Origin of the sequence: Profundibacter sp. (assembly GCF_965277155.1) — a bacterium.
GTDB lineage: Bacteria > Pseudomonadota > Alphaproteobacteria > Rhodobacterales > Rhodobacteraceae > Profundibacter.
The window spans coordinates 558,550-585,198 of the sequence record NZ_CBDIBV010000013.1; the positions used below are offsets into that span (position 1 = coordinate 558,550).

At 57.1% G+C, this 26,649-nt stretch carries 22 protein-coding genes and 3 pseudogenes; 11 read left to right on the forward strand and 14 right to left on the reverse strand.

What is annotated here, in order from left to right:
* The first annotated feature begins 24 nt into the window (after positions 1–24).
* From ACQY4M_RS18000 to ACQY4M_RS18015, 4 genes are all read left to right on the forward strand, one after another.
* Positions 25–1,356 carry an amidase gene (locus ACQY4M_RS18000; protein ID WP_428547011.1) on the forward strand — a complete coding sequence of 444 codons (1,332 nt, stop codon included), beginning with the start codon at positions 25–27 and terminating at the stop codon, positions 1,354–1,356.
* 407 nt (positions 1,357–1,763) lie between these two features.
* Positions 1,764–2,969 carry an aminotransferase class I/II-fold pyridoxal phosphate-dependent enzyme gene (locus ACQY4M_RS18005; protein ID WP_428547014.1) on the forward strand — a complete coding sequence of 402 codons (1,206 nt, stop codon included), beginning with the start codon at positions 1,764–1,766 and terminating at the stop codon, positions 2,967–2,969.
* A 13-nt stretch (positions 2,970–2,982) separates the two neighbouring features.
* Positions 2,983–5,808, forward strand: coding sequence for a DNA translocase FtsK 4TM domain-containing protein (locus tag ACQY4M_RS18010; RefSeq protein WP_428547017.1), 2,826 nt, complete (start codon positions 2,983–2,985; stop codon positions 5,806–5,808).
* Positions 5,809–5,876: 68 nt separating this feature from the next.
* On the forward strand, positions 5,877–6,479 hold the full coding sequence (locus ACQY4M_RS18015) for a LolA family protein (RefSeq protein WP_428547020.1): 603 nt from the start codon (positions 5,877–5,879) through the stop codon (positions 6,477–6,479).
* Here the strand turns inward: ACQY4M_RS18015 and ACQY4M_RS18020 are convergent, their stop codons facing one another.
* The 3 genes from ACQY4M_RS18020 to ACQY4M_RS18030 all read right to left on the reverse strand — a co-directional run bounded on the left by ACQY4M_RS18020 (position 6,480) and on the right by ACQY4M_RS18030 (position 9,359).
* Positions 6,480–7,067 carry a lytic transglycosylase gene (locus tag ACQY4M_RS18020; protein ID WP_428547023.1) on the reverse strand — a complete coding sequence of 196 codons (588 nt, stop codon included), beginning with the start codon at positions 7,065–7,067 and terminating at the stop codon, positions 6,480–6,482.
* 83 nt (positions 7,068–7,150) lie between these two features.
* A complete protein-coding gene (locus ACQY4M_RS18025) occupies positions 7,151–8,032 on the reverse strand; it encodes an AEC family transporter (protein WP_428547026.1) in 882 nt (293 codons plus the stop codon).
* Between the two features lie 100 nt (positions 8,033–8,132).
* On the reverse strand, positions 8,133–9,359 hold the full coding sequence (locus ACQY4M_RS18030) for an IS256 family transposase (protein WP_428539582.1): 1,227 nt from the start codon (positions 9,357–9,359) through the stop codon (positions 8,133–8,135).
* A 220-nt stretch (positions 9,360–9,579) separates the two neighbouring features.
* Between ACQY4M_RS18030 and ACQY4M_RS18035 the strand changes: the two genes are divergently transcribed.
* Positions 9,580–10,236 (forward strand): IS1595 family transposase, encoded by a 657-nt coding sequence (locus ACQY4M_RS18035; protein WP_428548264.1) that lies wholly within the window; start codon positions 9,580–9,582, stop codon positions 10,234–10,236.
* Here the strand turns inward: ACQY4M_RS18035 and ACQY4M_RS18040 are convergent.
* From ACQY4M_RS18040 to rbfA, 4 genes are all read right to left on the reverse strand, one after another.
* Positions 10,217–10,738: a calcium-binding protein gene (locus tag ACQY4M_RS18040; protein WP_428547029.1), complete on the reverse strand. Its 522-nt coding sequence runs from the start codon at positions 10,736–10,738 to the stop codon at positions 10,217–10,219. The two genes, ACQY4M_RS18035 and ACQY4M_RS18040, sit on opposite strands and share 20 nt — an antisense overlap.
* 197 nt (positions 10,739–10,935) lie before the next feature.
* Entirely contained in the window at positions 10,936–11,859 is a 924-nt protein-coding gene (gene truB, locus ACQY4M_RS18045) for a tRNA pseudouridine(55) synthase TruB (RefSeq protein ID WP_428547032.1), read from the reverse strand.
* Between the two features lie 172 nt (positions 11,860–12,031).
* Positions 12,032–12,754: a phosphodiester glycosidase family protein gene (locus tag ACQY4M_RS18050; RefSeq protein WP_428547035.1), complete on the reverse strand. Its 723-nt coding sequence runs from the start codon at positions 12,752–12,754 to the stop codon at positions 12,032–12,034.
* Entirely contained in the window at positions 12,751–13,182 is a 432-nt protein-coding gene (rbfA, locus tag ACQY4M_RS18055) for a 30S ribosome-binding factor RbfA (RefSeq protein ID WP_428547038.1), read from the reverse strand. The genes ACQY4M_RS18050 and rbfA overlap by 4 nt, the downstream gene beginning before the upstream one ends.
* A 77-nt stretch (positions 13,183–13,259) precedes the next feature.
* Here rbfA and dapB point away from each other — a divergent pair, with 77 nt between their 5' ends.
* On the forward strand, positions 13,260–14,069 hold the full coding sequence (dapB, locus tag ACQY4M_RS18060; protein WP_428547041.1) for a 4-hydroxy-tetrahydrodipicolinate reductase: 810 nt from the start codon (positions 13,260–13,262) through the stop codon (positions 14,067–14,069).
* Positions 14,070–14,196: 127 nt separating this feature from the next.
* On the opposite strand, the pseudogene ACQY4M_RS18065 reads toward dapB, so the two are convergent.
* Positions 14,197–14,271, reverse strand: a pseudogene (locus ACQY4M_RS18065) (DUF1674 domain-containing protein); the annotation flags it as partial.
* 263 nt (positions 14,272–14,534) lie between these two features.
* Here ACQY4M_RS18065 and ACQY4M_RS18070 point away from each other — a divergent pair.
* Positions 14,535–15,762, forward strand: a pseudogene (locus ACQY4M_RS18070) (IS256 family transposase).
* Between the two features lie 61 nt (positions 15,763–15,823).
* On the opposite strand, the pseudogene ACQY4M_RS18075 reads toward ACQY4M_RS18070, so the two are convergent.
* The 4 genes and pseudogenes from ACQY4M_RS18075 to ACQY4M_RS18090 form a co-directional block, all read right to left on the reverse strand.
* Positions 15,824–16,219 (reverse strand): annotated as a pseudogene (locus ACQY4M_RS18075) (transposase); the annotation flags it as partial.
* A gap of 289 nt (positions 16,220–16,508) precedes the next feature.
* Positions 16,509–17,078, reverse strand: a complete 570-nt coding sequence (locus ACQY4M_RS18080; RefSeq protein WP_428547044.1) for a cytochrome b/b6 domain-containing protein — start codon at positions 17,076–17,078, stop codon at positions 16,509–16,511.
* A gap of 43 nt (positions 17,079–17,121) precedes the next feature.
* Positions 17,122–17,379, reverse strand: coding sequence for a PepSY domain-containing protein (locus tag ACQY4M_RS18085; protein WP_428547047.1), 258 nt, complete (start codon positions 17,377–17,379; stop codon positions 17,122–17,124).
* A 253-nt stretch (positions 17,380–17,632) separates the two neighbouring features.
* Complete coding sequence (locus ACQY4M_RS18090; RefSeq protein WP_428547050.1) at positions 17,633–19,591, reverse strand: protein meaA; 1,959 nt, start codon at positions 19,589–19,591, stop codon at positions 17,633–17,635.
* Positions 19,592–19,717: 126 nt separating this feature from the next.
* Between ACQY4M_RS18090 and ACQY4M_RS18095 the strand changes: the two genes are divergently transcribed.
* The 4 genes from ACQY4M_RS18095 to ACQY4M_RS18110 all read left to right on the forward strand — a co-directional run bounded on the left by ACQY4M_RS18095 (position 19,718) and on the right by ACQY4M_RS18110 (position 24,870).
* On the forward strand, positions 19,718–21,121 hold the full coding sequence (locus ACQY4M_RS18095; protein WP_428547053.1) for a 1-acyl-sn-glycerol-3-phosphate acyltransferase: 1,404 nt from the start codon (positions 19,718–19,720) through the stop codon (positions 21,119–21,121).
* A gap of 112 nt (positions 21,122–21,233) precedes the next feature.
* Complete coding sequence (ccrA, locus tag ACQY4M_RS18100; protein WP_428547056.1) at positions 21,234–22,514, forward strand: crotonyl-CoA carboxylase/reductase; 1,281 nt, start codon at positions 21,234–21,236, stop codon at positions 22,512–22,514.
* Positions 22,515–22,609: 95 nt separating this feature from the next.
* A complete protein-coding gene (locus ACQY4M_RS18105; protein ID WP_428547059.1) occupies positions 22,610–24,136 on the forward strand; it encodes an AAA family ATPase in 1,527 nt (508 codons plus the stop codon).
* On the forward strand, positions 24,133–24,870 hold the full coding sequence (locus ACQY4M_RS18110) for an SDR family oxidoreductase (protein ID WP_428547062.1): 738 nt from the start codon (positions 24,133–24,135) through the stop codon (positions 24,868–24,870). Before ACQY4M_RS18105 ends, ACQY4M_RS18110 begins: the two co-directional genes overlap by 4 nt.
* A 33-nt stretch (positions 24,871–24,903) precedes the next feature.
* Here the strand turns inward: ACQY4M_RS18110 and ACQY4M_RS18115 are convergent, their stop codons facing one another.
* Both ACQY4M_RS18115 and ACQY4M_RS18120 read right to left on the reverse strand, forming a co-directional pair.
* Positions 24,904–25,665 carry a TIGR02186 family protein gene (locus ACQY4M_RS18115; RefSeq protein ID WP_428547065.1) on the reverse strand — a complete coding sequence of 254 codons (762 nt, stop codon included), beginning with the start codon at positions 25,663–25,665 and terminating at the stop codon, positions 24,904–24,906.
* Positions 25,666–26,583, reverse strand: coding sequence for a sulfite exporter TauE/SafE family protein (locus tag ACQY4M_RS18120; RefSeq protein ID WP_428547068.1), 918 nt, complete (start codon positions 26,581–26,583; stop codon positions 25,666–25,668).
* Positions 26,584–26,649: the final 66 nt, after the last annotated feature.

Here is a 26,649-nt window from a genome sequence, read left to right on the forward strand (position 1 = left end):
AAAACGGATGTGAAAGGGCGGGATATGTCAAAAGCTTGGTTGAAAATGACAGCAGCGGATCTGGGGCGCGGGATTGGCGCGGGGGAAATCAACCCTGTTACGCTGGCGCAAACCTATCTGGAGGCGATCAAGGCACACCCGTTGCAGCACCGGATTTATGCCCGCCTGACCGAAGAACGGGCGCTGGCCGAGGCAAAGGCAGCAGCGGACCGGGCCAAAAGCGGCAACCGGCGCGGGGTGCTGGACGGGGTGCCGGTATCATGGAAAGACCTGTTTGATACGGCAGGCGTGGTCACCGAAGCCGGATCAGCGCTGCTAGCGGGGCGGGTGCCGGACGAGGACGCCGAGGTGCTGAAAAACGCCACCGAAGCGGGGCTGGTGTGCCTTGGCAAAACCCATATGTCGGAATTGGCATTTTCTGGATTGGGCTATAATCAGGTCACCGAAAGCCCGCCCAGCGTGAATGATCCTGACTCGGTTGCCGGTGGCTCGTCCTCGGGCGCGGCAACATCGGTTGCCTTTGATCTGGCGGCTTGCGGGATTGGCTCGGACACGGGCGGATCGGTGCGGATACCGTCGTGCTGGAATGATCTGGTGGGGTTGAAAACCACCTCGGGCCGCCTGTCGCTAAAGGGCGTTGTGCCCCTGTGCGAAAGCTTTGACACGGTCGGCCCGCTGTGCCGTTCGGTCGAGGATGCAGCCCTGATGCTGGCCGCTTTGGAAGGCGGCAAAGCGGCGGATTTGCGTGGGGCCAGCTTGCAGGGCAAGCGGTTGATGATCCTGAAAACCGAAGCGATGGACGGTGTGCGCGAGGAGCCGATGGCGGGTTTCATGGGCGCGGTGGAAAAGCTGAAGGCAGCGGGAGCGATTGTTACAAAAGGCGAAGCGCCTGAAGTGAGCGAGGCGCTGGAGTTGTCGGCGGTGCTGTTCACCACCGAGGCCTATGCCCAGTGGCACCGTGAAATCGAGGCCGCACCCGACAAGGTATTTGGCGAAATTCTGGAACGGTTCCGGGCAGGGGCGACATTTTCAGGCGTCGAATTTGTCAAGGGCTGGATGAAGCTGCGTCGCCTGCGGGCAGCCTATGATGCGCGGATGGCGGGAATGGATGCGGTGATCATGCCGACCTCGCAAATCCTGCCGCCAAATCTGGAACGGTTGGCGACGGACCATGATTATTACGTCGATGTAAACCTGCATGCGCTGCGTAATACGCGGATTGCAAACCTGATGGGCGGGGCAGCTTTGACCCTGCCAACGGGGGTGCCGTCCTGCGGGATTATGTTCGTTTCCCCGCCGATGAGCGAGGAGCGTTTGCTGCGGTTGGGGGCGGCGGCCGAGGTGGCGTTGCGTTAGGTTGATTTGTTTCCGGACCGGCGGCACGCCGGGACGCGGCCGACCCTGGGTGGGCGTTGCTACATTCCCTGAACAGAAATATGGCCGAAGAAAATCAAAACGCTTGTGAATTTTGCTACGCTGCAATGCGCCCTCCCGTGGGGAGGGTCGGGCGCGTCCCGGCTGGGTTTCGGATCGTAAAAATCAAAGCGGGGCCTAGAGCAAATCCAATCCAATTGAATTCACCACACAACCCGAACGCATTTGCATGTGCAAACGCTGCTTCGGGTTGCGCGGTAAATACACGAATCTGATTAGATTGGATGCGCTCTAAATGCCACAGGAACGCGTCGCAAGCCGATATTATCCAAGGGTTTTTCTGGACGGATTCACCGGATTGGTTTAGATTCACCTCAAACGGGACGCTAATGATCCCGATAATTGAGGCAGATATGGACTTTCCGGAGCGGTTTTCGAACCTCCCAGAGTATGCTTTTCCGCGTCTTCGCGGGCTTCTCGACGCACATGCGGCGGGCGGGGATGTGTTGCATATGACCATCGGAGAGCCGCAGCATGATTTCCCTGACTGGGTACTGGAGATTATCACCAAACACGGCAAGGAATTTCGCAAATACCCGCCCAATGCCGGATCGCCCGAATTGCTGGTCTCGATTGCCGGTTGGGTCAAACGCCGCTTTGGCGTGACTGTAGACGCCGCAACCGAGGTTTCCACCGTCAACGGCACCCGTGAAGGGTTGTATAACGCCGCAATGGCGCTTTGCCCCGAAACCAAAGGTGGCAAACAGCCTGTGGTGCTGACACCAAACCCGTTTTATCAGGTCTACGCCGTGGCAGCCCTTTCGGTCGGGGCCGAGCCGGTTTACGTTGCGGCGGATGCGGAAAACGGGTTTCTGCCCGATTACGCGGGCCTGCCTGACGATGTGCTGAACCGCACCGCGATTGCCTATATCTGTTCACCTTCCAACCCGCAGGGTGCGGTGGCAAGCCGTGAGTATTGGCAGGATCTGATCGCGCTGGCCGAGAAATACGATTTCAAAATATTCGCGGATGAGTGTTACAGCGAAATTTACCGCAATACCTCGCCGGTTGGCGCATTGCAGGTGGCCCGTGAAATGGGCGCTGATCCGGAACGGGTGCTGATTTTCCATTCGCTCTCCAAACGATCGAACCTGCCGGGCCTGAGGTCGGGGTTCGTGGCCGGTGGCCCGCAGTCTATCGCCCGCATCAAAAAACTGCGCGATTTTTCCGGCGCACCATTGCCGTTGCCATTGCAGCGCGTGGCCGAAAAGGTTTGGGCGGACGAGGACCATGTGATCGAAAACCGCGCATTGTATTGCGAGAAATTCGACATTGCCGATGAAATTCTGGGCGATGTCGAGGGCTATCAAAGCCCCGAGGCCGGATTTTTCCTGTGGCTGCCGGTGGAGGATGGCGAAGCGGCGGCCCTGAAGCTGTGGCAGGAAACCGGTGTGCGGGTTTTACCCGGTGCCTATCTGAGCCGCGACGTAAACGGTTATAATCCGAGACATAAATATATCAGGGTCGCGATGGTGGCCCCAAAACAAGAAATGCGACAGGGGCTAATGCGCCTGAAACGCTGCATCTATAGTTGAGGACGAGGTAAACATGGCATCTTATTCGGCAAAACGGCGTGACCCCTTGCTAGATTCCAAATTGCAGGCGGCGATTGAACGGCGCAGCAAGGAACTGATCGGCATCGGAATGGTGGTGACCGGAATTCTGGTGGCAATGTTGCTGGCATCTTATGCGCCGTCCGATCCCAGCTGGTTGTCGGCTTCGGATCAGCCGGTGCAGAACTGGTTGGGACGCTTTGGCGCGTCGATTGCGTCGCCTTTGTTTGTGATCGTTGGTTGGGGATCATGGGCGGTTTCTATTGTATTGGTGGTTTGGGGCGTTCGCTTTGCCACCCATCAAGGCGAAGAGCGGGCACTGGGCCGGTTGATTTTCGCTCCTATCGCGATTGCTTTGTTGTCGGTTTATGCCTCGACCCATGTTCCATCTGCCGCTTGGACCCACAGTTTTGGTCTGGGAGGTTTGTTTGGCGATATGGTGCTGGGTAGTCTGCTGGGTATCATGCCGTTTGGGGCCGCGATCGGCCTGAAAATAATGTCGCTGCTGTTGATGGCGGCTGTTGTGGCTATGTCCCTGTTTGTGTTGGGCTTTACCACGCCGGAATTGAAACGCTTTGGCCGCTTTATGTTGGTCGGGGTGGTGATGGCCTATGCGGGTTTGATGGCACTATTGGGCAAATCTGCTCATGGTGCAGCAATTGCAGCCCGGAATGTTCAGGACAAGAACGCACAACGCAAGGAACGCGCCCGCATCGAGGCCGAACGCGCCGCAGCCGAAGCGGCGGCAATTGCCGCGGTGCCAACCCCCATCAAGCGCAATGCTGCCACTTTGCGCGCCGAACCGGTGGTTGCCCCCGAACATGCTGAACCACAGCCCGAGCAGCCGGCCAAACAAGGTTTGTTGGCGCGGATGCCGTCCCTGATTAAACGCACGCCCGATCCTGAACCCGAGCTGGTAGAACAGGAACTGGACCCCGATTTTTATAGCGAGGAAATCGGCGAGGACCGGATCAAGGCGCGGATTTCCGATGCGATCCGTATGCGGGCGCGTCAGGCAAAGGTTGCAACAGCCGCCCGTGCCGAGCCACAAGTGACCCGCCGTCGCGGGCCGCAACCGCTGATTTTGAACACGGAACCCCCTGTGCAGGCCCCCCATGAGCCGCAGATGGAAGCCGCCCAACCGGAAGATTTGATGATGTTCGAACCGGTCGCGCCCGCATCCCCCGCTGTGCAGCCCGTCGTGCCGCCTAAAGCTGTGGTGCAACATGCCCCCCGCAAGGCACCGGCGCCTTCGACGCAGGCCAAGGCCGAAGCACAGCCAAAGTTACAGTTCGAGGAGAAGCACAGTGATTATGAGCACCCGCCGCTTTCGCTGCTGGAAAACCATGTGAATATCCAGCGGCATCAGCTGTCGGACGAGGCATTGGAGCAAAACGCGCGGATGCTGGAAACCGTGCTGGATGATTACGGCGTCAAAGGCGAAATCGTCAGCGTGCGCCCCGGCCCTGTGGTTACCATGTATGAGCTGGAACCGGCGCCCGGTTTGAAAGCCAGCCGTGTGATCGGTCTGGCCGATGATATCGCGCGGTCGATGTCTGCCCTTTCGGCGCGGGTTTCGACCGTGCCGGGCCGCTCGGTGATTGGTATCGAATTGCCCAACGAGCACCGCGAAAAGGTGATGCTGCGCGAAATCCTGTCGACCCGCGATTTTGGCGACAGCAACCTGCGCCTGCCGCTGGCTTTGGGCAAGGATATTGGCGGTGATCCGATTGTCACCAATCTGGCGAAAATGCCTCACCTGCTGATTGCGGGGACCACCGGTTCGGGTAAATCCGTGGCAATCAACACGATGATCCTAAGCCTGCTTTACAAGCTGACGCCCGAGGAATGCCGCCTGATCATGATTGATCCGAAAATGCTGGAATTGTCAGTTTATGATGGCATCCCGCATCTGCTGTCCCCTGTTGTGACCGACCCGAAAAAGGCCGTTGTCGCGCTGAAATGGGCCGTGGGCGAGATGGAAGAACGCTATCGCAAGATGTCCAAGATGGGTGTGCGTAACATCGAGGGCTATAACGGCCGTGTGCGCGATGCCATGGAAAAAGGCGAGATGTTCAGCCGCACGGTGCAGACCGGATTTGACGATGAAACCGGTGATCCCATTTTCGAGACCGAAGAGTCCGTTCCCGAAACACTGCCCTATATCGTGGTAATCGTGGACGAGATGGCCGATCTGATGATGGTCGCCGGCAAGGAAATCGAGGCCTGCATCCAGCGCCTGGCGCAGATGGCACGGGCCTCGGGTATCCATATGATCATGGCCACGCAGCGTCCGTCGGTGGATGTGATCACCGGCACGATCAAGGCCAACTTCCCCACCCGGATTTCGTTTCAGGTGACCAGCAAAATCGACAGCCGCACCATTCTGGGTGAACAGGGCGCCGAACAACTGCTGGGCATGGGCGATATGCTGTATATGGCGGGTGGTGCGAAAATCACCCGTGTACACGGCCCGTTCGTTAGCGACGAAGAGGTCGAGGAAATCGTCAACCACCTGAAAAGCTTTGGCGCTCCGGAATATGTTAGCGGTGTTGTCGAAGGGCCGGAAGGCGATGCCGAAAACAGCATTGATCTGGTGTTGGGGCTGGGTGGCAACACAGATGGCGAAGATGCGCTGTATGACACGGCCGTGGCGATTGTGGTCAAGGATCGCAAATGTTCGACAAGCTATATCCAGCGCAAACTGGCGATCGGCTATAACAAAGCCGCGCGACTGGTTGAGCAGATGGAAGATGCAGGTCTGGTCAGCGCTGCCAACCATGTCGGCAAGCGTGAAATTCTGATACCGGAACAGCAGTAAACTGCTTGTGAAAAGGGGCGGATACAGTAAGGGGTGGAAAACCCGTCTGTGATGCTTAAATAGGATATATGAAACATTTACGCTTGCTTGTCTTGCCCGTTTTATGGGTTGCCCTGTCGCTACCGGTGGCCGCTGAAAAGCTGTCGCTGAACCAGATTTCCAACTATCTGAACAAATTCACCACCGCCAAAGGGGGATTCACCCAGATAAACGGGGATGGAACCATTTCGACGGGAACGATCTATATCCGGCGCCCCGGACGTATCCGGTTTGAATATGCCCCACCCGATAAAACGCTGGTTCTGGCCAGTGCGGGCACGGTGGCTATTTTTGACGGGAAATCCAACACAGCACCCGAACAATATCCGCTAAAGCGTACGCCATTGGGGATCATTCTGCAAAAGAACGTCAATCTGGCGCGGGCAAAAATGGTTGTCGGGCACACGTCCGATGGCAAAACAACCACCATTGTAGCCCAAGATCCCGAACATCCGGATTACGGCCAGATACGCCTGTTGTTCACATCCAATCCGATTGAGCTGCGTCAATGTGTGATTGTTGATGGCACCGGCGGGGAAACCACGCTGGTTCTGAACAAGCTGGACAAAGGCATGAAATTATCCGCCCGCCTGTTCAATATTGATCTGGAAGCCGAAGATCGCGGGTTCTGATCACGTCTTTCCGCAGGCCATAAGTTGTAGCTGGTAGGTTTCCGAGCGCGCGCCGATTTCATTGGCGATACGCATCAACCACGGTTTGCCATTATAGCTGCCACGCGCATAGCCACTGCGGCCTTCGTGATAGGCCAGATATTGTGCGCGGGCATCGGTTCTTGCGATCCCCAGCCTTTCGCTTGATTGCGACATATACCAGCCCATGAAATCGGTGGCATCGTCAATGTCATCCCGCTTGGCTCCCGAACGGCCCGGCCCGCGTTTGTATTCTTTCCACGTCGCATCCAGTGCTTGGGAGTAGCCGTAGGCAGAGGACTGCCGCCCCATTGGAATAACCCCCAGAACATAACGGAACGGGGTGCGGGCATTGCCGATGAATTTGCTTTCCTGATAGATGGTCGCCATCTGCACATGCACCGGAATACCCCAGCGGCGCTCGGATCTTTGCATGGCTTTCAAAAAGGACGGGCGCTGATCAAGGATACTGCAGGCGTCATCCAGATTGCGCGGCGCGGAATAGTTTCCGCCGCCCCCGCAAGAGGCCACTAGTAACGTCAATATTGTCGCGCGAAGAAGTCTGCTCATTACGCCTCTCGCTTAATTTTGTTTTTTATTTTCACATAGTTTAGACCAATTCACCCATAGGATAAAAGGCCGAATTTGCTACATTACAGTAGAAATACCAGTGTTAGCGGGATTGTGACCACGCTTAGCAGTGTTGAAACCACAACAAGCCCCGCAACGGCATCGGCATCCGCGCCGTATTTTTCCGTCAGCATATAGGATGTTACGGCCACAGGGGTAGACACTTGCATCACCAGCACCGCGAATGGCACCGACGGCAGGTTCAGCCAGCGGCCGACACCCCATGCAGCCCCGATGCAAATCACCACTTTGGCCAATGATAGCCAAACCGCCCGTCCCATGCGCCCGGGTTTCAGACGGGCCACAGCCACGCCAAGGGTTATCAACATGATCGGGATCGCCATCTGGCCGATCAGTTCCAGCGTATTGGTAATCGCTTTGGGGGTTTGCCAGCCTTGCCACATAAACAACGCGCCCAGCAGGGTGGCCGCAACGATGGGCTCCTTGATGGCTTTCAACGGAGAACCCCCGCCAGACACCAGCCAGACCCCTAAGGTAAACGACAGGATGGCCATGATTGCGAACACCACCACGGCATAGCCCAACCCCGTTTCGCCAAAGGCAAACAGCGCCAGCGGTAGGCCCAGATTGCCGGTGTTGCCGAAAATGACAGGGGCAAGGTAGGTGCGATGTTCCAACCCGGCGCCATGCACCAGAAGGTAGGATAACAGCGTGACCGCCCCGTAAGCCGCCATCGCGGCATAGGACAGGGTGGCCAGCGCGGCGGGGTCGATCTCGGTTTTCATCAAGGCGGTGAAGATCAGGCAGGGTACCGACAGGGTCATTGCCAGACGGGTGACAAATTCGACCCGATACTCGAATCCCAGCTTGACCCATGTGAACCCGATAGCGGCGAGCAGGAAAACGGGCGTGACAATTTCAAGCACTGTTAGAAATAGATTCACAAACTGTTTCCTTCTTTTCGCACCTTCCTGCATGGGTTGTGTCTCGAAAGTGGTGGAAATTGATTTCAGGCACCTCCGAGCGGGTTGAGTTATGCGCCGGTCAGGCGGCTTGGTCAAGGGTTGCGTCGGCGACGGGCTGAGCGAGCGTTTCCCAGCCATCGACCTTTCGCATGACGATCTGCCCCGAGGCCATCAGAGCCCAAAGCAGCATCGGCACGGTCTCGGCGCATGGCAGCACGGTCTGGGTCTTGATGCGGCGGCGGAATTCCTCGTTCAGGCGTTCGATCGCATTTGTCGTTCTGGCCGATTTCCACTGGCCTTGTGGCAGACGCGTGAAGGTGAAAAGCTTATCTCCTGCTTCTTCCAAGCTGTCAGCGACGGCCTTGCATTTCAGCCGCCATTTTCGCAGAAATGCCTTGCGGCGGGTGGCGATTTCCTCGGGTGTTTTGGCGTAGATCATGTCGCGGTAATCTTCTGTCAACTCATCATGCATACGCTTGGGTGCCTTGGCCAGAAGGTTGCGGTGCTTGTGCACCGTGCACCTCTGGATCGGCAGATCTTCACCCCAGAGGGCAATGAGAGCGACCTCAAGTCCCGGTGCCCCGTCCACGATGACAAATTCGGGCCGTTTCAACCCGCGCGCATCCAGATCGTTGATGAACTGACGCCAGGCGGAGGTGCTTTCGCCGCCCATGTTCATCAGTGATAACAAGACCTTCTGCCCATCCCGGCGCACGCCAATCGCGGCCAGAACCGAGATATTGGTGGCCTTCCTGTCAATCCGCGTTTTGATCACGGTGCCGTCCAGGATCAGCCGCACGATGTCTTCATCCGCAAGGCTGCGGGCGCACCACGCCTGCCAGTCCACCTTCACCTTGCGCCAGGCGCGGCTCACCACATCCTTGCTGACCGCCCCCTGAAACAGGCCGAACAGGGCGCGTTTTACCCGCCGTGTGTTGGTGCCCGAAAGGTAGACAGCAGCGATCAGCGCCTCGGCCTTCTTCGTCAGCCGCTGGTAGCGGGGCAATGCCTTCGAGCGCCATTCTCTGGCCTTGCCGGCCTCGCCTGTGATCCGCGCACGCGGCACGCGCACCGTTTCGGTTCCAAATGTTCCGACCAGTTGCCGCTCGCGATGCCCGTGGCGGTATCCGGCCTTTGCCCCGCCGCTGCGGCCATACCGGCAACGGCCCAGAAACTGCTCCAGCTCCTCTTCGAAAACCGCCTCGATCGTCGCGCGGATGTTCTGGCGCAGCCGGTCTTCAATCGGGTCATAGCCTGCTTCATTGGCCAGTAGCGCGGATGTCGATGTTGCTGTATTCTTTGTCATGGCGTGATCTCCTTGGCGGTTCCAGCCGCCGGTTGGGTGGCTTCGATGCACCCGGAGATTACGCCGTCCTCGAATTTCCACCAAACTCGCGACACTACCGATCGCGGAAATGACAACCTAGTGGGTGGTGCTGGTGACGACATCATGACTGGTGGTGCAGATGCAGATAATTTCATAGGGGCTGACCCAGATAACCTAAAAAGAGGTTATGATGGGAAGCATGAGAAAGAGTCGCCTGAGCCACTACAAGCAAGACCGTCTTACGGAGCATTTTGTTTCGGGATCGACAGCACGAACAGCAGCCAGTTTGTGTGGTGTAAACCGCAAGACCGCAGCGTTTTATTTTCTACGCCTGCGCGAGATAATCGCCTATGAGCTGGAGGCGGAAAGGCAAGCTATGTTCGGCGGAGAAATAGAAGTGGACGAAAGCTACTTTGGCGGCAAACGCAAAGGTAAACGCGGGCGTGGTGCGGCAGGTAAAATTCCCGTTTTTGGTATATTAAAAAGGGGTGGGAAGGTTTACACCAAGATCATCCCGGACGCCAAATCCGCCACTCTGATCCCGATCATAGAGCGCAAAGTCGTGCCGGATTCCATCGTCTATTCCGATTGTTGGCGCGGTTATAATGTGCTGGATGTGTCAGACTTCCACCACTTTCGCATCAACCATTCCAAGCTCTTTGCAGACCGTCACAACCACATCAATGGCATCGAGAATTTCTGGAACCAAGCCAAGCGCCACATGCGCCGATTTAACGGTGTCCCCAAGGCCCAATTTGGGCTATATTTGAAGGAATGCGAGTGGCGTTTCAACAACAGTGACCCTTCAGCTCAGTTATTGCAGCTAAGACAATGGGTTAAGCGTTACTTGAAGTAGTTATCTGGGTCAGCCCCTTGCCTTTTACATAAAGCGCGTCATTCCCGTCGCCGCCATAAAGCTTATCGTTACCGGCATTTGCATACAGTGTATCATCACCCGTACCTCCATATACGAAATCGTCACCGGCGCCACCATTTAGCAAATCCCTACCGGATCCGCCGAAAATAGCATCGTTGCCTGTGCCACCATCAGCATAATCATCGCCCGCATCCCCTGTCAGGTAATCATTGCCAGAACCACCAAACAATTGGTCACGGCCATTCCCGCCCGAAAGATAGTCGCGACCGGATCCTCCCGATATATAATCATTCCCGTTATTGCCAAAGAGATAGTCATTCCCGCCGTCACCATAGAGACGGTCATGACCATCCCCGCCCAATATCCTGTCATAGCCTTGGCCACCACGTAAAGTGTCATTCCCGCCATACCCACGAATGATGTCATCACCCGATGTGCCATACCAAGTATCGTTTGAATTTGTGCCGTTGAAATATGCCATGTCAGAAATCCTTCATTAAAAAGTTACGAGAAAATTTGTATGGCAACGATAGAGTGACCGGCTAAAGGCCAACAAGTAAGGAAAACCAGACTTGTGGGAAAACACATATTAACTAGTAGTTTTTATTTATTATTCTAAATTTTAGGCATCCCCAGAATCGAAACTGGCTTGCAATATCAATGTAGTTCGGACATTTCCTAAACAGGCAACGCTGTTGTATTGAACACCCTTGAAGGATGCAATTCACCGGATTTGTAAACGCCAACCGCTACGGCCTTGCCATCCAGTGATGCCCAGGCCTCGTCGCCGTATTCCACATCCGACGCCAGCACCATGCCCGGATTGCCGTGCCGCAAGCGCGCGGCGGACTCGGGAGTGCAGCGCAGTTCGGGCAGGTCTTCCAACCCCTGTTCCAGCGGGCGCAGATAGGTATCCAGCTCGCCGGTTTTGGCCAGTTCCTCGACCAACTCCATGGTGATGCCGTCCTCGGCCTCGAACGGGCCGGACCAGACGCGGTGCAGCGATTTGACATGGGCGAAACATCCCAGCACCGCCCCCAGATCACGCGCGATCGAGCGCAAATAGCCACCCTTGCCGCAGATCATTTCCAGCACGATGTGATCCTCGTCGACCCGCTCGACCAGTTCCAGTTCCTCGACCCACAGCGGACGGGCCTTGATCTCGACCTCTTCGCCCGCGCGGGCCAGTTTATAGGCACGCTGACCATCGATTTTCACAGCCGAAAACTGTGGCGGGATTTGCATGATGTCGCCGGTGAATTGCGGTAATGCAGCGCGGATTTCATCATCAGTGGGGCGCGTGTCGGATTCAGCGATCACTTCGCCCTCGGCATCATCGGTGTTGGTCGCCTGCCCCAGCCGCACGGTAAAACGGTACGCCTTTTGCGCATCCGTGATGTAGGGCACGGTTTTCGTCGCCTCGCCCAATGCAATCGCCAGCACACCGGTTGCCTCGGGGTCCAGCGTGCCCGCATGGCCCGCCTTTTTCGCGTCCATTGCCCAACGCACCTTGTTCACCACCGCATTCGAGGTGATGCCCGCCGGTTTGTTGATCACCAGCCAGCCCGATATATCACGGCCATTTTTACGTCTGCGTCCCAAGGGTGTGCTCCAGAATTTACCTTAAGCTGTGGCGTTTAGTGCGTGTTGCGCCCAATCAGATTCGAGCATTCATCCACCTGACCGAAGCAGCGTTCGCGAAAAGCGAATGCGTTCGGGCCGGCGGATGAATTCAATTTGGCGCAACATGCTCTAGTGCGGCATTGGGCGCAGGTCAACGACTGATCACGGTGCCCACGATCACCCCCAGCGGAAAGCCACTGTCGGAGCGGCCCAGATCGGGTGCATACAGGCGCGAAACCTTACCGTCGAAATAGAGCGCATTGGGGGTTTTAAGATGGTCGCGGAATAACGAGCCGAATTCGTGGAAGGTGACGGGATTGTCCGAAATCACGAAATATGCGCGGGTGCCATCGGCCGAAACCCCGACCCCGTTACGAATATAACGCGAGGTCGCATCAATCAGGAATCGCGGATGCAATGCCCCGTCGATCACCAGCATCGGGCCGGACTGTGTGGCATATTCACACGCGGTTTTGGAAAGGCGGAATACATTGGTTTCAATCACCGCCAGCGCTTGTTTGCTAAAACAAAACACGCCATTGGGTTTCAGGCCAAAGTTGCCGTAAGTGCCGCCATCGGCCAGCGGCGCAATTTCTTTGCCACGTTCGATAAACAGGCCCACAGGTCTGCGATCGGCGTGGTACATCCCTGCATTCATGGCAAAACCCAGCGTCTGGCCATGGTCCGCCAGCATCGCGTTAATCCGGCTGAAACTGCCCAGCAGTTTGCCATCCGCATCGGAATGGAACAGCCGCAGATCATCGTCCAGCGTCACTTCGCACAGGGTATAGTCATTGGATTTATACGTCAGCGTTTCGCAGGCATTCGCCACAGCGGGCAGCAGCAACAGAAATACCAAAGCGGCGCGGATCATTCACCGCCTCCGTCTGCGTCCCCGCCATCGCTGTCGTTTTCAATATCGCGGCGCACGGCGTCCTGTTCCAGAATACGGCGGGTCTCGTCCATCTGATCAAAGGTCTCATCAATCAGGAACCGGATTTCCGGTGCATATTTCAGGGCCAGCGTTTTCGCGACCGCGCGGCGGATTTCATAACGGTTCTGGCGCAGCAGCAGCAGCGCCTGTTCCTTGTCCTTGCCGCCCAGCGGCAGCACAAAGGCAGTCGCTACCTTCAGGTCTGGCGATGTGCGCACCTCGCCCACCGTAATCGACATGCGGTTCAGGTCAGGATCGTGGATATCGCCACGGGTCAGGATTTCCGACAGCGAACGCCGGATCAGTTCGCCAACACGCAGTTGACGTTGCGATGGGCCACGGGCCGAATGATGGGTTTGTTTTGCCATAAACCCCGTCTAAGCCGGTTGCGCGATCTGTGCAAGCGGGTCAGTATGCGCACAACAGATATTATGGAGATGCAGGAATGAGCAAACTTCCGGGCGTAGTAGTAAACGGGGTGTCGGGCCGGATGGGTCAGATGCTGGTGAAATTGGTCAGCGAAAACAAGGCGATGCAACTGGTCGGGGCGTTGGAAAGGTCCGGCCATGACTGGATCGGACAGGACGTGGGAACAGCGATGGGCGGTAGCGAAATCGGTGTCAAAGTCAGCGACGATCCGCTTGAGATGATGGCCAAAGCGCAGGCGGTGATTGATTTCACGGTGCCTGCGGCCACGGTGGCGATGGCGGAACTGGCCGCACAGGCGCGTGCGGTGCATGTGATCGGCACCACGGGGTTGTCGGATGATGATCTGGCGAAAATCAAGGCCGCATCCCGCCACGCGGTCGTGGTGCGGGCGGGCAACATGAGCCTTGGGGTGAATCTGCTGGTGCAACTGACCAAACAGGTCGCCGCCGCGTTGGATGCGGATTTTGATGTCGAAATTGTCGAGGCACATCATAGACATAAGGTGGATGCGCCCTCGGGCACCGCCTTGATGCTGGGCGAGGCTGCCGCCGTTGGGCGCGGGGTAAATCTGGCCGATGTCAAGGAAAGCGGGCGCGACGGGATCACCGGCGAACGCAGGCGCGGCGACATCGGCTTTTCGGCCATTCGTGGCGGGGATATTGTGGGCGAACACGACGTGATTTTTGCGGGCGAAGGCGAACGCATCGTGCTGCGCCACATGGCCACCGACCGCGCCATTTTCGCCCGTGGCGCGCTAAAGGCTGCGCTGTGGGGCCAAGGGCGTAAACCGGGGGAATACGATATGCTGGATGTGCTGGGGTTGTGATTTTGGACTACCCTATGTCATCCCCGCGCAAGCGGGGACCTGGTTAGGGACTCGCCAAAGTTCGAGAGCTCCCCGCTTGCGCGGGGATGACATAGGTGCAGGATGCGGAGGGCAGCGTATGCCCGCCTCAAAAATCCACCGCGAACCCCTTCTTCTCCCAATCACCATAGCGCACAGGTTCCGGACCGTCGCGGCCGCCCGTTTTGGTTGAATATGTAGGCTATTGCGGCCATATTGGTGACAAATCGCTGTATCAAAATACAAACTAAAGAAACATCTAATGACAGAAATTGCGCTCGAAGTTCTTAGCCCGCAGATGAAAGTCTTAAAATGCAGTGGCGGTATTGCTATTACTTTCCTTGCTGAGGTAGTGTCGCGAGTTTGGTGGAAATTCGAGGACGGCGTAATCTCCGGGTGCATCGAAGCCACCCAACCGGCGGCTGGAACCGCCAAGGAGATCACGCCATGACAAAGAATACAGCAACATCGACATCCGCGCTACTGGCCAATGAAGCAGGCTATGACCCGATTGAAGACCGGCTGCGCCAGAACATCCGCGCGACGATCGAGGCGGTTTTCGAAGAGGAGCTGGAGCAGTTTCTGGGCCGTTGCCGGTATGGCCGCAGCGGCGGGGCAAAGGCCGGATACCGCCACGGGCATCGCGAGCGGCAACTGGTCGGAACATTTGGAACCGAAACGGTGCGCGTGCCGCGTGCGCGGATCACAGGCGAGGCCGGCAAGGCCAGAGAATGGCGCTCGAAGGCATTGCCCCGCTACCAGCGGCTGACGAAGAAGGCCGAGGCGCTGATCGCTGCTGTCTACCTTTCGGGCACCAACACACGGCGGGTAAAACGCGCCCTGTTCGGCCTGTTTCAGGGGGCGGTCAGCAAGGATGTGGTGAGCCGCGCCTGGCGCAAGGTGAAGGTGGACTGGCAGGCGTGGTGCGCCCGCAGCCTTGCGGATGAAGACATCGTGCGGCTGATCCTGGACGGCACCGTGATCAAAACGCGGATTGACAGGAAGGCCACCAATATCTCGGTTCTGGCCGCGATTGGCGTGCGCCGGGATGGGCAGAAGGTCTTGTTATCACTGATGAACATGGGCGGCGAAAGCACCTCCGCCTGGCGTCAGTTCATCAACGATCTGGATGCGCGCGGGTTGAAACGGCCCGAATTTGTCATCGTGGACGGGGCACCGGGACTTGAGGTCGCTCTCATTGCCCTCTGGGGTGAAGATCTGCCGATCCAGAGGTGCACGGTGCACAAGCACCGCAACCTTCTGGCCAAGGCACCCAAGCGTATGCATGATGAGTTGACAGAAGATTACCGCGACATGATCTACGCCAAAACACCCGAGGAAATCGCCACCCGCCGCAAGGCATTTCTGCGAAAATGGCGGCTGAAATGCAAGGCCGTCGCTGACAGCCTTGGAAGAAGCAGGAGATAAGCTTTTCACCTTCACGCGTCTGCCACAAGGCCAGTGGAAATCGGCCAGAACGACAAATGCGATCGAACGCCTGAACGAGGAATTCCGCCGCCGCATCAAGACCCAGACCGTGCTGCCATGCGCCGAGACCGTGCCGATGCTGCTTTGGGCTCTGATGGCCTCGGGGCAGATCGTCATGCGAAAGGTCGATGGCTGGGAAACGCTCGCTCAGCCCGTCGCCGACGCAACCCTTGACCAAGCCGCCTGACCGGCGCATAACTCAACCCGCTCGGAGGTGCCTGAAATCAATTTCCACCACTTTCGAGACACAACCCGCGTTTTACCCGCCGTGTGTTGGTGCCCGAAAGGTAGACAGCAGCGATCAGCGCCTCGGCCTTCTTCGTCAGCCGCTGGTAGCGGGGCAATGCCTTCGAGCGCCATTCTCTGGCCTTGCCGGCCTCGCCTGTGATCCGCGCACGCGGCACGCGCACCGTTTCGGTTCCAAATGTTCCGACCAGTTGCCGCTCGCGATGCCCGTGGCGGTATCCGGCCTTTGCCCCGCCGCTGCGGCCATACCGGCAACGGCCCAGAAACTGCTCCAGCTCCTCTTCGAAAACCGCCTCGATCGTCGCGCGGATGTTCTGGCGCAGCCGGTCTTCAATCGGGTCATAGCCTGCTTCATTGGCCAGTAGCGCGGATGTCGATGTTGCTGTATTCTTTGTCATGGCGTGATCTCCTTGGCGGTTCCAGCCGCCGGTTGGGTGGCTTCGATGCACCCGGAGATTACGCCGTCCTCGAATTTCCACCAAACTCGCGACACTACCTACTCAGTCTGGGGCGGATACTGTTATTCATTACGGCGCAGATCAGATTATATTGCTAGACACAACAGCAACTGACCTTCATTCCAGTGATTTTGTTTTCTGAGCGTTTCGGGTGCAATAAATGACAAGCCCTAATTATCGATATACCCTATTTATGGATATAGTGGTGTTTTATTGTTGGGCCATCGAGTTATTTGTTGTGAATATTTACTTCGCTTTTCACTTCCTTCATTCCTGTAAGCATTGCTTTTATAAGGTTTACCCTGTGCCGCAGGCTGGCCAATATGACGCCTGCCAGATGGAACGCGACCAGCGCAAATAGGCCGTTCACCAGCATTTTGTGCAAATCTTCGACCCATTCTTCGCCAAAATAGGCATCCATACCCATCATATATCCGGTGGTGCCGATGGCCCCCAGTACCAGCAATAGCGTGACGATCATCGCAGCCCCTGCCGGATTGTGGCCAATGTATCGATCCTCGACGCCACGGGCGATATCACGCAGATAGCCCAGCAATTTGCGCGGGCCGGGAATGAAATTACTAAAGCGGGCGTGCTTGGGGCCAATCAGCCCCCAGATCAGGCGAAACGCGATCAGGGTCACCACGGCATAGCCAAAGAACCTGTGCATATCGCGCGGGGATATGACGAAATAGGACAGGGTAACGCTGGTCACCAAAGACCAGTGAAAGAGGCGCACGCCGATGTCCCAAACGGGAATGGTTTTACGTATCAGGGGCTGATTTTCTACGATAGCCATGCGGCACCTCTTTCTGCTGCTCGTGAGTGGTTAGGAAAGTGAGTTAGGAATTGATACGGTCGATTTCCGCGCCCGTGTTTGGATCAAAGAATACTTCCATTTTGGTGTCGTCCAGCATGCCGTAAACCTCGTAGCAGCCGCCGTCATTAATCTTGAACTTCAGAACTTCGCCGCCTTCGTCCTCGAACGCCTTGATGGCTTCCCAGACAGGTTTCAGGCTGTCCCCGGGGGTGCAGGCCGGTTCGGCCAGCAGAGGTGTGGCAAAGGTAACGGCAAGAGTGGTGAACATCAGTTTTTTCATTTTGGTCTCCAGTTTTTGGTTGGTGTGAATTGCGGCGCGTTGCCGAACACAGACCCGAGACCTAATGAAGGGACATGCGGACAGGCTATGGGAAAATGGTTTATGCATCCCAATCGGCAGAAAATTCACATTAATAAACCAAGTGTTTACGCGAAGACCTGCCGATGAGTGCAAGGGAGTTGTTGCTGTTATAAGGCGCGCAACAATCCGCTTTGGTTAAGTGGGGAAACTGGCGGGTTTCGCCGGATTGTGATCATTTGGCAGGGGAATCAACCAGCGTAACAATATCCGCCATGATCTTGTTTAATTCAAAATCCTTGGGCGTATAGACCCGCGCGACCCCCATTTTGCGCAAATCTTCGGCGTCATCATCAGGGATGATACCGCCAGCGATCACCGGAATATCGGTCAGGCCGGCGTCCTTTAGCTGCTGCATCAGATCGGCTATCAACGGGATGTGGCTGCCCGACAGGATCGACAGGCCGATCACATGCGGGTCATCCTTTTTCGCGCTTTCCACGATTTCCGCAGGGGTCATGCGGATGCCGTCATAGGTGATGTCCATGCCGCAATCCCGCGCGCGGGTGGCGATCTGTTCGGCGCCGTTGGAATGGCCATCCAACCCCGGTTTGCCGACCAGCAGTTTCAGGCGGCGGCCCAGACGGTCGGAAACCGCATCAACCTGCGCGCGGATTTCATCCAGCCCTTCGGTGCGGTTGCTGGGGTTTTGGGAAACACCGGTGGGGCCGCGGTATTGGCCAAAGACATCGCGCACCACCTGCCCCCATTCGCCGGTGGTTGCGCCTGCGCGGGCGGCGGCAATGGACGCGGGCATGATGTTTTCGCCGGATTTGGCGGCGGCGCGTAAATCGGTCAGTGCCATTTGCACTGCCGTTTCATCGCGGGATTCGCGCCATGCGTTCAGGCGGGCGATCTGGTCGGCTTCGGCCGCAGGATCGGCCACCATGATTGTGCCATCACCTGCGGTCAGCGGGCTGGGGGCGGCATCCACCCAGCGGTTTACGCCGACTACTGTTGTTTCGCGGGCTTCGATTTTAGCAATGCGGGCGGCATTTGATTCAACCAGCCGCGATTTCATGTAATCAATCGCTGCCACCGCCCCGCCCATACCGTCGATTTGGGCCAGTTCGGCGCGCGCGCCGGATTTCAGTTCCTCTACCTTGCGTGTAATCGCGGGGTTGCCGTCAAACAGGTCGTCATATTCCAGCAGGTCGGTTTCATAGGCCAGAATCTGTTGCATCCGCAGCGACCATTGCTGATCCCACGGGCGCGGCAGGCCCAATGCTTCGTTCCAGGCAGGCAGTTGCACCGCTCGGGCACGGGCGTTTTTACTTAGGGTCACGGCCAGCATTTCAATCAGAATGCGATAGACGTTGTTTTCCGGCTGCTGCTCGGTCAGGCCCAGTGAATTGACCTGCACCCCATAACGGAAGCGGCGGAATTTCGGATCTTCGACACCGTAACGTTCACGGGTGATTTCATCCCATAATTCGACAAAGGCGCGCATCTTGCACATCTCGGTCACGAACCGGATACCGGCGTTCACAAAGAATGAAATGCGCCCGACCATCGCGGGGAAATGTTCATCCGGCACCTTGCCCTTCAGGTCGTCCAGCACGGCGGTGGCAGTGGCCAGCGCAAAGGCCAGCTCCTCTTCCGGTGTCGCGCCGGCCTCTTGCAGATGGTAGGAACAGACGTTCATCGGGTTCCATTTTGGCAGATGTTCACGGGTATAGGCGGCAATGTCGGTGATCATCCGCAGGGACGGTTTGGGCGGGCAGATATAGGTACCGCGCGATAGATATTCCTTGATGATGTCGTTTTGCACTGTGCCTTGCAGTTTGCTGACATCGGCGCCCTGCTCCTTGGCTGCCGCAATATAAAGGGCCAGCAACCACGGCGCGGTGGCGTTGATCGTCATGCTGGTATTCATCTGTTCCAGCGGAATATCGGCAAACAATGCGCGCATATCGCCCAGATGGCTGACGGGCACGCCGACCTTGCCAACCTCGCCTTTAGCCAACACATGATCGCTGTCATATCCGGTTTGCGTCGGCAGATCGAAGGCCACCGACAGGCCGGTCTGCCCCTTGGCCAGATTATCCCGATACAGCGCGTTTGACGCGGCCGCGGTCGAATGCCCCGCATAGGTGCGGAACAGCCACGGGCGGGGGGAGTTTGATGCGGGCATGGGCGGCGGCCTTGTTCAAGATTGCGCTGCGCATGTTTTCGCAAAGGTAAGAATATTACGCAAGGGGGAAAGTAGGTGAAATTTAGTTACCTTGCGGTGAAGGTCTTTTCCTGAAAAGCTTGCTACATGAACAGGATGATCGAAATCCCATTATGGCTGCTGGTGCTGATCGTCGGATTCGCGGTTTTTGCGGCGCTGGAACGTGTATTGGTGCCATCGGTCCGCTGGTTCTTTCGTCGCCGGATGGAAAAGGTGGTTGCGCAGGTCAATACCAAACTGGACCGTCCGATTGAGCCGTTCAAACTGGCCCGTCGCCACGATATGATCCAGCGGGTGATCTATGACCCAAAGGTGGCCGAGGCGATTGCCGAACATGCCCATACCGAAGGGGTTCCCGAAAATGTCGCGTTCGAGGACGCGCGCCGTTACGCCAAGGAAATTGTGCCCTCGTTCAGCGCGTCAATCTATTTTGGCATTGCCATGCGGTTGTCCCGCTGGCTGAGCCGGACGTTGTACCGGGTGCGGCTGGGTCATTTTGACGAATCCGCAATCGAGGCGATCGACAAATACGCAACGGTGATTTTCGTGATGAACCACCGGTCCAACATGGATTATGTACTGGTCACCTATCTGGCGGGCGAGCGTTCGGCCCTGTCCTATGCCGTGGGTGAATGGGCACAGGTCTGGCCGCTGAAACACCTGATCCGCGCGATGGGGGCCTATTTCATCCGCCGCAAATCCCGCAATCCGTTATACCGCCGCGTGTTGGCGCGCTATGTGCAACTGGCCACAACGGGCGGGGTGACGCAGGCGGTGTTCCCCGAAGGCGGGTTAAGCCTGGATGGCACGGTGGGCACGCCCAAGCTGGGGTTGTTGAACTATGTGGTGTCCGATTTTGATCCCGAAGGCCAGCGTGATGTGGTGTTCGTGCCGGTGGCGCTGAATTACGACCGTGTGCTTGAGGACCGCGTGCTGATGTCGGCGGCGGATGCGGGGAATCGCAAATTCCGCTTTAGCCTGTTCAAGATGCTGGGTTGGATCGGACGGCAGATATGGTTCCGGATTGCGGGGCGCTATCACAGATTCGGCTATGCCTCGGTCAGTTTTGGCGATCCGGTCAGCCTGAAGGAATTCGTGAAAACCTGCCCTGACAACGTGACCGAATGCGTGGCCGAAAAGGTGATGGAACGCGTGCGCGAGGTGGTGCCGGTGTTGCCGGTGCCGATGGTGGCAACAGTGTTGCTGACGGCAGATGCGCCAATGACGGGCAAGCAAGTGGTCGCACAGGTGAACGAGCTGGCCACTTGGCTGGAAGCTAATGGCGCACATATCCATGTGCCGCGCGACAGTCTGGATTATGCTGCTGAATTCGGCCTGACACTGCTGACCAAACGCCGGATGCTGACCGAACAGGAGGGGCGTTATAGTGTGAACAGTGATGAAAAAGCGGCGCTGCAATACTATGCCAATTCTATTGCGCATCTGATCGAGCGGGCGAAAGGGGCAGCTAGCGAAAATTCACAAGGTTAGAAAATTACAAAATAACCCCTGTTTGTGATTGCATTATTGCGTGGCGAATCATATCCCACCTATTGAATGGTAGCGTTGATTCTGCGCTACAGCTTTGGCTTAGGAGGCTTTTATGACTGCTGTAACCCACCCTGATATTGCCCCTTACGATGCCCCTGAAAAAGATCTTTATGAAATCGGGGAAATCCCGCCGCTGGGCTATGTGCCCAAACAGATGTATGCGTGGACAATCCGCCGGGAACGCCACGGCGATCCGGACAAGGCGATGTTGCAGGAAGTGGTGGATGTGCCGGAAATTGACAGCCACGAGGTGCTGGTTCTGGTGATGGCCGCCGGGGTGAACTATAACGGCGTCTGGGCCGCGCTGGGCACGCCGATTTCCACCTTTGACGTGCATGGCGCGGATTACCATATCGCAGGGTCGGATGCGGCGGGCATTGTCTGGAAGGTGGGCGACAAGGTCAAGCGCTGGAAGGTTGGCGACGAGGTGGTGATCCACTGCAATCAGGACGACGGCGATGACGAAGAATGTAACGGGGGCGATCCGATGTTTTCTCCGACCCAGAAAATCTGGGGATACGAAACGCCGGACGGTTCGTTTGCGCAATTCACCCGGGTTCAGTCGCAGCAGCTTATGCCACGCCCCAAACACCTGACGTGGGAGCAAAGCGCCTGTTATGTGCTGACATTGGCCACTGCTTACCGGATGCTGTTCGGGCATCATCCGCATGAGCTGAAGCCCGGTCAGAATGTGCTGGTCTGGGGCGCGTCCGGTGGTCTGGGGTCGTTTGCGATCCAGTTGATCAACACGGCAGGTGGTAATGCAATTGGCGTGATTTCCAACGAGGACAAGCGCGATTTCGTGATGGGTTTGGGAGCCAAGGGGGTTTTGAACCGCAAGGAATTCAATTGCTGGGGCCAGATGCCGATCGTGAACACGCCCGAGTATAAGGAATGGTTCGGCGAGGTGCGAAAGTTCGGCAAGGCGATCTGGGACATCACCGGCAAGGGTGTGAATGTCGATATGGTGTTCGAACACCCCGGCGAGGCGACCTTTCCGGCCTCGGTTTTTGTCTGCAAAAAAGGTGGTATGGTGGTGATCTGTGCCGGCACCACTGGCTATAACCTGACAATGGATGCGCGGTATCTGTGGATGCACCAGAAACGCGTGCAGGGATCGCACTTTGCCCATCTGAAACAGGCCGCTGCGGCGAACCAGTTGATGGTGGAACGGCGGCTGGACCCGTCTATGTCCGAGGTATTCCCGTGGGATGAAATTCCGGCAGCACATATGAAGATGTGGAAGAACGAGCACAAGCCGGGGAATATGGCGGTGTTGGTGCAGGCGCCGACAACGGGGTTGCGAACCCTTGAGGATGCGCTGGAGGCCTAGGCGTTCGGCAGCGGTGGGCAAAGATTGCCCACCCTACGGCTTGGGTCGGCATTTCGGCTCTGGCCACGCATGTCACCCCGATATAGGGTCGCGATATGACCTTGCCCGCCGTTACATTTTCCGATGATCAGGCCGAAGCCTATGACCGTATCAGCGACGTTCTGCTGGGGGCGGGCGTTGACTTGGATAACGCCATCCTGACCCCGCAGGCCGACGGTCGCGACCATGTTCTGGCTGTGGTCGGCAAGGCGGGATCGGGCAAAACCCTGCTGCTGGCGCAACTGTATCAGGCGCTGGAAGAGGCGGGCGTCGAGACCATTTCAGGCGATTACGAGAGCAAAAAGCGCAAAGACAAGCGCACGCTGGCTATTCTGGCACCCACCAACAAGGCTGCAAGTGTGTTGCGCAATCGCGGCGTGCCCGCGACCACGATCCACCGTATTCTATACACGCCGCTCTATGACCCCGAGTACGAAAAGATCGCCGAATGGCTGGCCGGACAGGGCGAAAAGCCCGAAATCGAAGGGCTGACCGAGGCCGCGCTGGACCGTGCCGCGCTGTTCTATGCGAGCAACAAATCCATCCCCGGTGCCTTGGCGGCGGCGGGTTTGCGGGGGTCGGATTTTATCATCGGCTGGAAGCGGCGGGACGAGCCGATGGATATCGGGTTTGTTGATGAAAGCTCGATGCTGACCAGCGATCAACTGGACGATTTGAAGGAAATATTCCCGACGCTGGTGCTGTTTGGCGATCCGGCGCAGTTAGCGCCGGTTGGCCAATCCGGCGAGATGGTGTTTGACAATTTCAAAGGCAAACAAAAGCTGGTGCTGCACCGTATCCACCGGCAGGACGCGGATAACCCGATCCTTGATCTGGCCCATGCGCTTAGCGACGAAAGCCTGCAATTCCATGATTTTGAGCGCATGGTCGAGGATGCCTCGAAACGCGATGATCGTGTGATCTTTGCGCGGCGGGTCGAGGCGGACATGATGGCGCGCTCGCCCGTACTGGTCTGGACCAACAAAACGCGCGTGCGTTTGATACAGGCGTTTCGCGGGGCATTTGGGGCGCCACCGGATGAATTGCTGGCGGGCGAGCCGCTGATTTGCGACGGGATTGAACTGCCCCTGAAACACCGCAAGAAACGCATTGATCTGGAAGCCCGCGGGCTGATCAAGGGCGCGCAGGTGATCTATCTGGGGCCGGGGCGCAAGGCAGGATTTTCGCGCCTGCATGTGATCGGGGCCGAGGACCCGCAAGTCTCGGCCGCGTCAATCATCAAGATCGAACTGCCGAACGAGGAAGAGCCGTTCATCCCCTTCGCCGCGCGTATGGGGGCGGCGTTTTTGCATGGCTCGGCTGTGACGATCCACAAGGCGCAGGGGTCGCAGTGGGAGGACGTGCAGGTGTTCGCCCCCGATCTGGCGATTGCTGCGCGGATGGGGCGCGTCGAGGCCGGACAGGCGCTGTGGAAACGGCTGGCCTATGTGGCGATCACGCGGGCGGAAAAGCGGCTGTTCTGGGTAACACGCAACATGTTGGCGCGGCCTACAGGGCCACTGCGGGTGGATGATCTGGTGGTGGCCCCGGCGCCGCTGAAACTGGATGGAGGCGAAGAATGAGCAAAGCAATTGTTATCACCGGTGCCAGTTCAGGCATTGGCGCGGCCACGGCCAAGGTGTTTCTGGACACCGGTTGGCAAGTGGGTTTGATTGCACGCCGGCGCGAGGCATTGGAGGCCGTTGCAGCAGGACATCCGGCAGCGCATGTGTTGCCTGCCGACGTGACGGACGATGCGGCGCTAGAGGCTGCGTTTGACGGGTTTGCCAGGGCCACGGGGCGGGTGGATGTGTTGTTCAACAACGCGGGCACTTTTGGGCCTGCGGGGTTGATTGACGAAATCCCTGTGGATGAATGGCGCCAAGTGGTGGACCTGAATCTGACGGGGATGTTTCTGGCGGCGCGGTTTGCCTTTGCACAGATGCGGCGGCAAAAACCGATGGGCGGGCGGATCATCAACAACGGGTCGGTTTCAGCCCATGCACCACGACCCGGATCGGTGGGCTATACCAGCACCAAACATGCGATCACGGGGTTGACCAAAACGCTAAGTCTGGACGGACGGGCGTTCGATATTGCTTGCGGTCAGATCGACATTGGCAATGCACAGACCGAATTGCTGGACCAGTTGAACGCGCGGGCGCTAAAAGCCAATCCGGATGTGCCGGTTCAGCCAATGATGGATGTCGGGATTGCGGCAGATGCCGTGTTGAAAATGGCACAGCTGCCGCTGTCGGCCAATATGCAGTTTATGACATTGATGGCGACCAAGATGCCTTTGATCGGGCGCGGGTAGAGGCCCCGGATCAAGCCCGGGGCAACACAAATCTTAGCGTTTGAAGTAGCTGAAGACTGCCGAAGCGGCCCAACCGGCTACAATCGCGATGAACAGCGACATCAGCCCGTAATAAAGCGCATTTTCATGGGCCAGATTATAGAGCCAGCGTTCCAGTCCGACCTTGTGAATATCCAGTTTGGTTTCGAATACATCCACCACCTGTTTGTCACGGGTGATCAGGATGCGGGCGGTGTACACACCAGCGGTTAGGTTCGAAGGCAGGTCGATTGATGTGCTGAACAATGTGCCCGATTTCAGTTCCACCGCGCCTTCGCGCACATGATACAGGTTGTTGTTTGTCCGGATGCGGATCAGGGCTTCGGTAAATTCGGCCGCATGGCCCGAGGCAATCTGCGCACCGATGGATTCGATTGCGCGCCGGATCGAGACCTTGTATTTCAGATCGGCTTCGTCAGACAGAATCTCTTTTAGAGGGGCTGTTGTGGCCACAGAGTAAAAACTGGGCGCTTCGTCAATCAGCACCGATGCGCTGTTGACCCAGATGATCCCTGCGCGTTTGTCTTTGCGGCGTACTGTCACTGGTTCCAGAGGGCCGGAAACTGACACAACCACTTGCAGAGGACTCCCGCCGGGGGCAGGGGCATCGCGACTAATCGCGCCAAAAATCAAGATATCGGAGCCATCAAACGTGGCCGAGATGCCGACGCGGCTTTGTGACAGGTCGGCGATTATTTCTTCTCCGGCATCCAAGGGTAGGGCGAACAGGAGGAACAGGGCAATGTAACGCAGCATCTAGTGGCCTCCACCGGCGCCAAGGGAATATATTTCGCCTGGCTGCAGCAGCAGATCAAACGCCAGTTTGCCACAAACCGTCAGCACCATCAGGGCCAGCAGAATGCGCAATTGTTCGGCTTTCATTTTGACCCCGATGCGGGTGCCGATCTGCGCACCAATTACGCCACCGACCAGCAGCAAAACCGCTAACACAATGTCTACGGTAAAGTTGGTCGTTGCGTGCATCAATGTGGTAAAGGCGGTCACAAAGATAATCTGATACAGTGATGTTCCGATAACAACTTTGGTCGGCATGCCGATCAGATAGATCATAGCAGGCACCATAACAAAGCCGCCGCCAACCCCCATAATCGCAGCCAGAACACCAACGAAAATACCAACAATAAAAGGAGGGATCACCGAGATATAAAGCCCTGATGTGCGGAATTTCATTTTGAATGGCAGGGCATGAATCCATGTGTGTTTCTTGCGCTTGCCAGTCATGCCGGTTTTCTGGGCGCGCCGGATGGCGTTTAGGCTTTCGACAAACATCAGCGAACCGATGATGCCCAGAAATACAACGTAGCTGAGCTTGACCAGAAGATCGACCTGCCCAAGACTTTTAAGGTAGTTGAATAACAGGATACCAAGGTAGGCACCTATCAAGCCGCCAATCAGCAGCACAGTGCCCATTTTCAGATCCACCGTCTTTCGCTTGAAATGCGCCAGCACACCGGAAAAGGACGAGGCAACAATCTGGTTGGCCTCGGTTGCCACAGCCACGGCTGGCGGGATGCCTATGAAGAACAGCAGGGGCGTCATCAAAAAGCCGCCACCAACGCCGAACATGCCCGACAGGATACCAACAAGCCCGCCAAGACCGAGTAAAAGAAATGCGTTTACCGAGATTTCGGCGATAGGAAGATAAATCTGCATATAACTACCTAGGACAAAAAGACCCGCCCAGACAATAGCTCTGGGCGGGTTTTGCGCGTAATAGAT

What these genes read in the sequence shown, in the direction of transcription:
- ACQY4M_RS18050 (WP_428547035.1), bottom strand. Translation starts at nt 12,754, where the DNA reads ATGATCCGCGCCGCTTTGGTATTTCTGTTGCTGCTGCCCGCTGTGGCG.
- ACQY4M_RS18120 (WP_428547068.1), bottom strand. Translation starts at nt 26,583, where the DNA reads ATGCAGATTTATCTTCCTATCGCCGAAATCTCGGTAAACGCATTTCTT.
- ACQY4M_RS18040 (WP_428547029.1), bottom strand. Translation starts at nt 10,738, where the DNA reads ATGGCATATTTCAACGGCACAAATTCAAACGATACTTGGTATGGCACA.
- ACQY4M_RS18095 (WP_428547053.1), top strand. Translation starts at nt 19,718, where the DNA reads ATGAACAGGATGATCGAAATCCCATTATGGCTGCTGGTGCTGATCGTC.
- ACQY4M_RS18105 (WP_428547059.1), top strand. Translation starts at nt 22,610, where the DNA reads ATGACCTTGCCCGCCGTTACATTTTCCGATGATCAGGCCGAAGCCTAT.
- ACQY4M_RS18080 (WP_428547044.1), bottom strand. Translation starts at nt 17,078, where the DNA reads ATGGCTATCGTAGAAAATCAGCCCCTGATACGTAAAACCATTCCCGTT.
- dapB (WP_428547041.1), top strand. Translation starts at nt 13,260, where the DNA reads ATGAGCAAACTTCCGGGCGTAGTAGTAAACGGGGTGTCGGGCCGGATG.
- rbfA (WP_428547038.1), bottom strand. Translation starts at nt 13,182, where the DNA reads ATGGCAAAACAAACCCATCATTCGGCCCGTGGCCCATCGCAACGTCAA.
- ACQY4M_RS18090 (WP_428547050.1), bottom strand. Translation starts at nt 19,591, where the DNA reads ATGCCCGCATCAAACTCCCCCCGCCCGTGGCTGTTCCGCACCTATGCG.
- ACQY4M_RS18085 (WP_428547047.1), bottom strand. Translation starts at nt 17,379, where the DNA reads ATGAAAAAACTGATGTTCACCACTCTTGCCGTTACCTTTGCCACACCT.
- ACQY4M_RS18015 (WP_428547020.1), top strand. Translation starts at nt 5,877, where the DNA reads ATGAAACATTTACGCTTGCTTGTCTTGCCCGTTTTATGGGTTGCCCTG.
- ACQY4M_RS18030 (WP_428539582.1), bottom strand. Translation starts at nt 9,359, where the DNA reads ATGACAAAGAATACAGCAACATCGACATCCGCGCTACTGGCCAATGAA.
- ccrA (WP_428547056.1), top strand. Translation starts at nt 21,234, where the DNA reads ATGACTGCTGTAACCCACCCTGATATTGCCCCTTACGATGCCCCTGAA.
- ACQY4M_RS18035 (WP_428548264.1), top strand. Translation starts at nt 9,580, where the DNA reads ATGAGAAAGAGTCGCCTGAGCCACTACAAGCAAGACCGTCTTACGGAG.
- ACQY4M_RS18110 (WP_428547062.1), top strand. Translation starts at nt 24,133, where the DNA reads ATGAGCAAAGCAATTGTTATCACCGGTGCCAGTTCAGGCATTGGCGCG.
- ACQY4M_RS18000 (WP_428547011.1), top strand. Translation starts at nt 25, where the DNA reads ATGTCAAAAGCTTGGTTGAAAATGACAGCAGCGGATCTGGGGCGCGGG.
- ACQY4M_RS18115 (WP_428547065.1), bottom strand. Translation starts at nt 25,665, where the DNA reads ATGCTGCGTTACATTGCCCTGTTCCTCCTGTTCGCCCTACCCTTGGAT.
- ACQY4M_RS18020 (WP_428547023.1), bottom strand. Translation starts at nt 7,067, where the DNA reads ATGAGCAGACTTCTTCGCGCGACAATATTGACGTTACTAGTGGCCTCT.
- ACQY4M_RS18005 (WP_428547014.1), top strand. Translation starts at nt 1,764, where the DNA reads ATGATCCCGATAATTGAGGCAGATATGGACTTTCCGGAGCGGTTTTCG.
- ACQY4M_RS18010 (WP_428547017.1), top strand. Translation starts at nt 2,983, where the DNA reads ATGGCATCTTATTCGGCAAAACGGCGTGACCCCTTGCTAGATTCCAAA.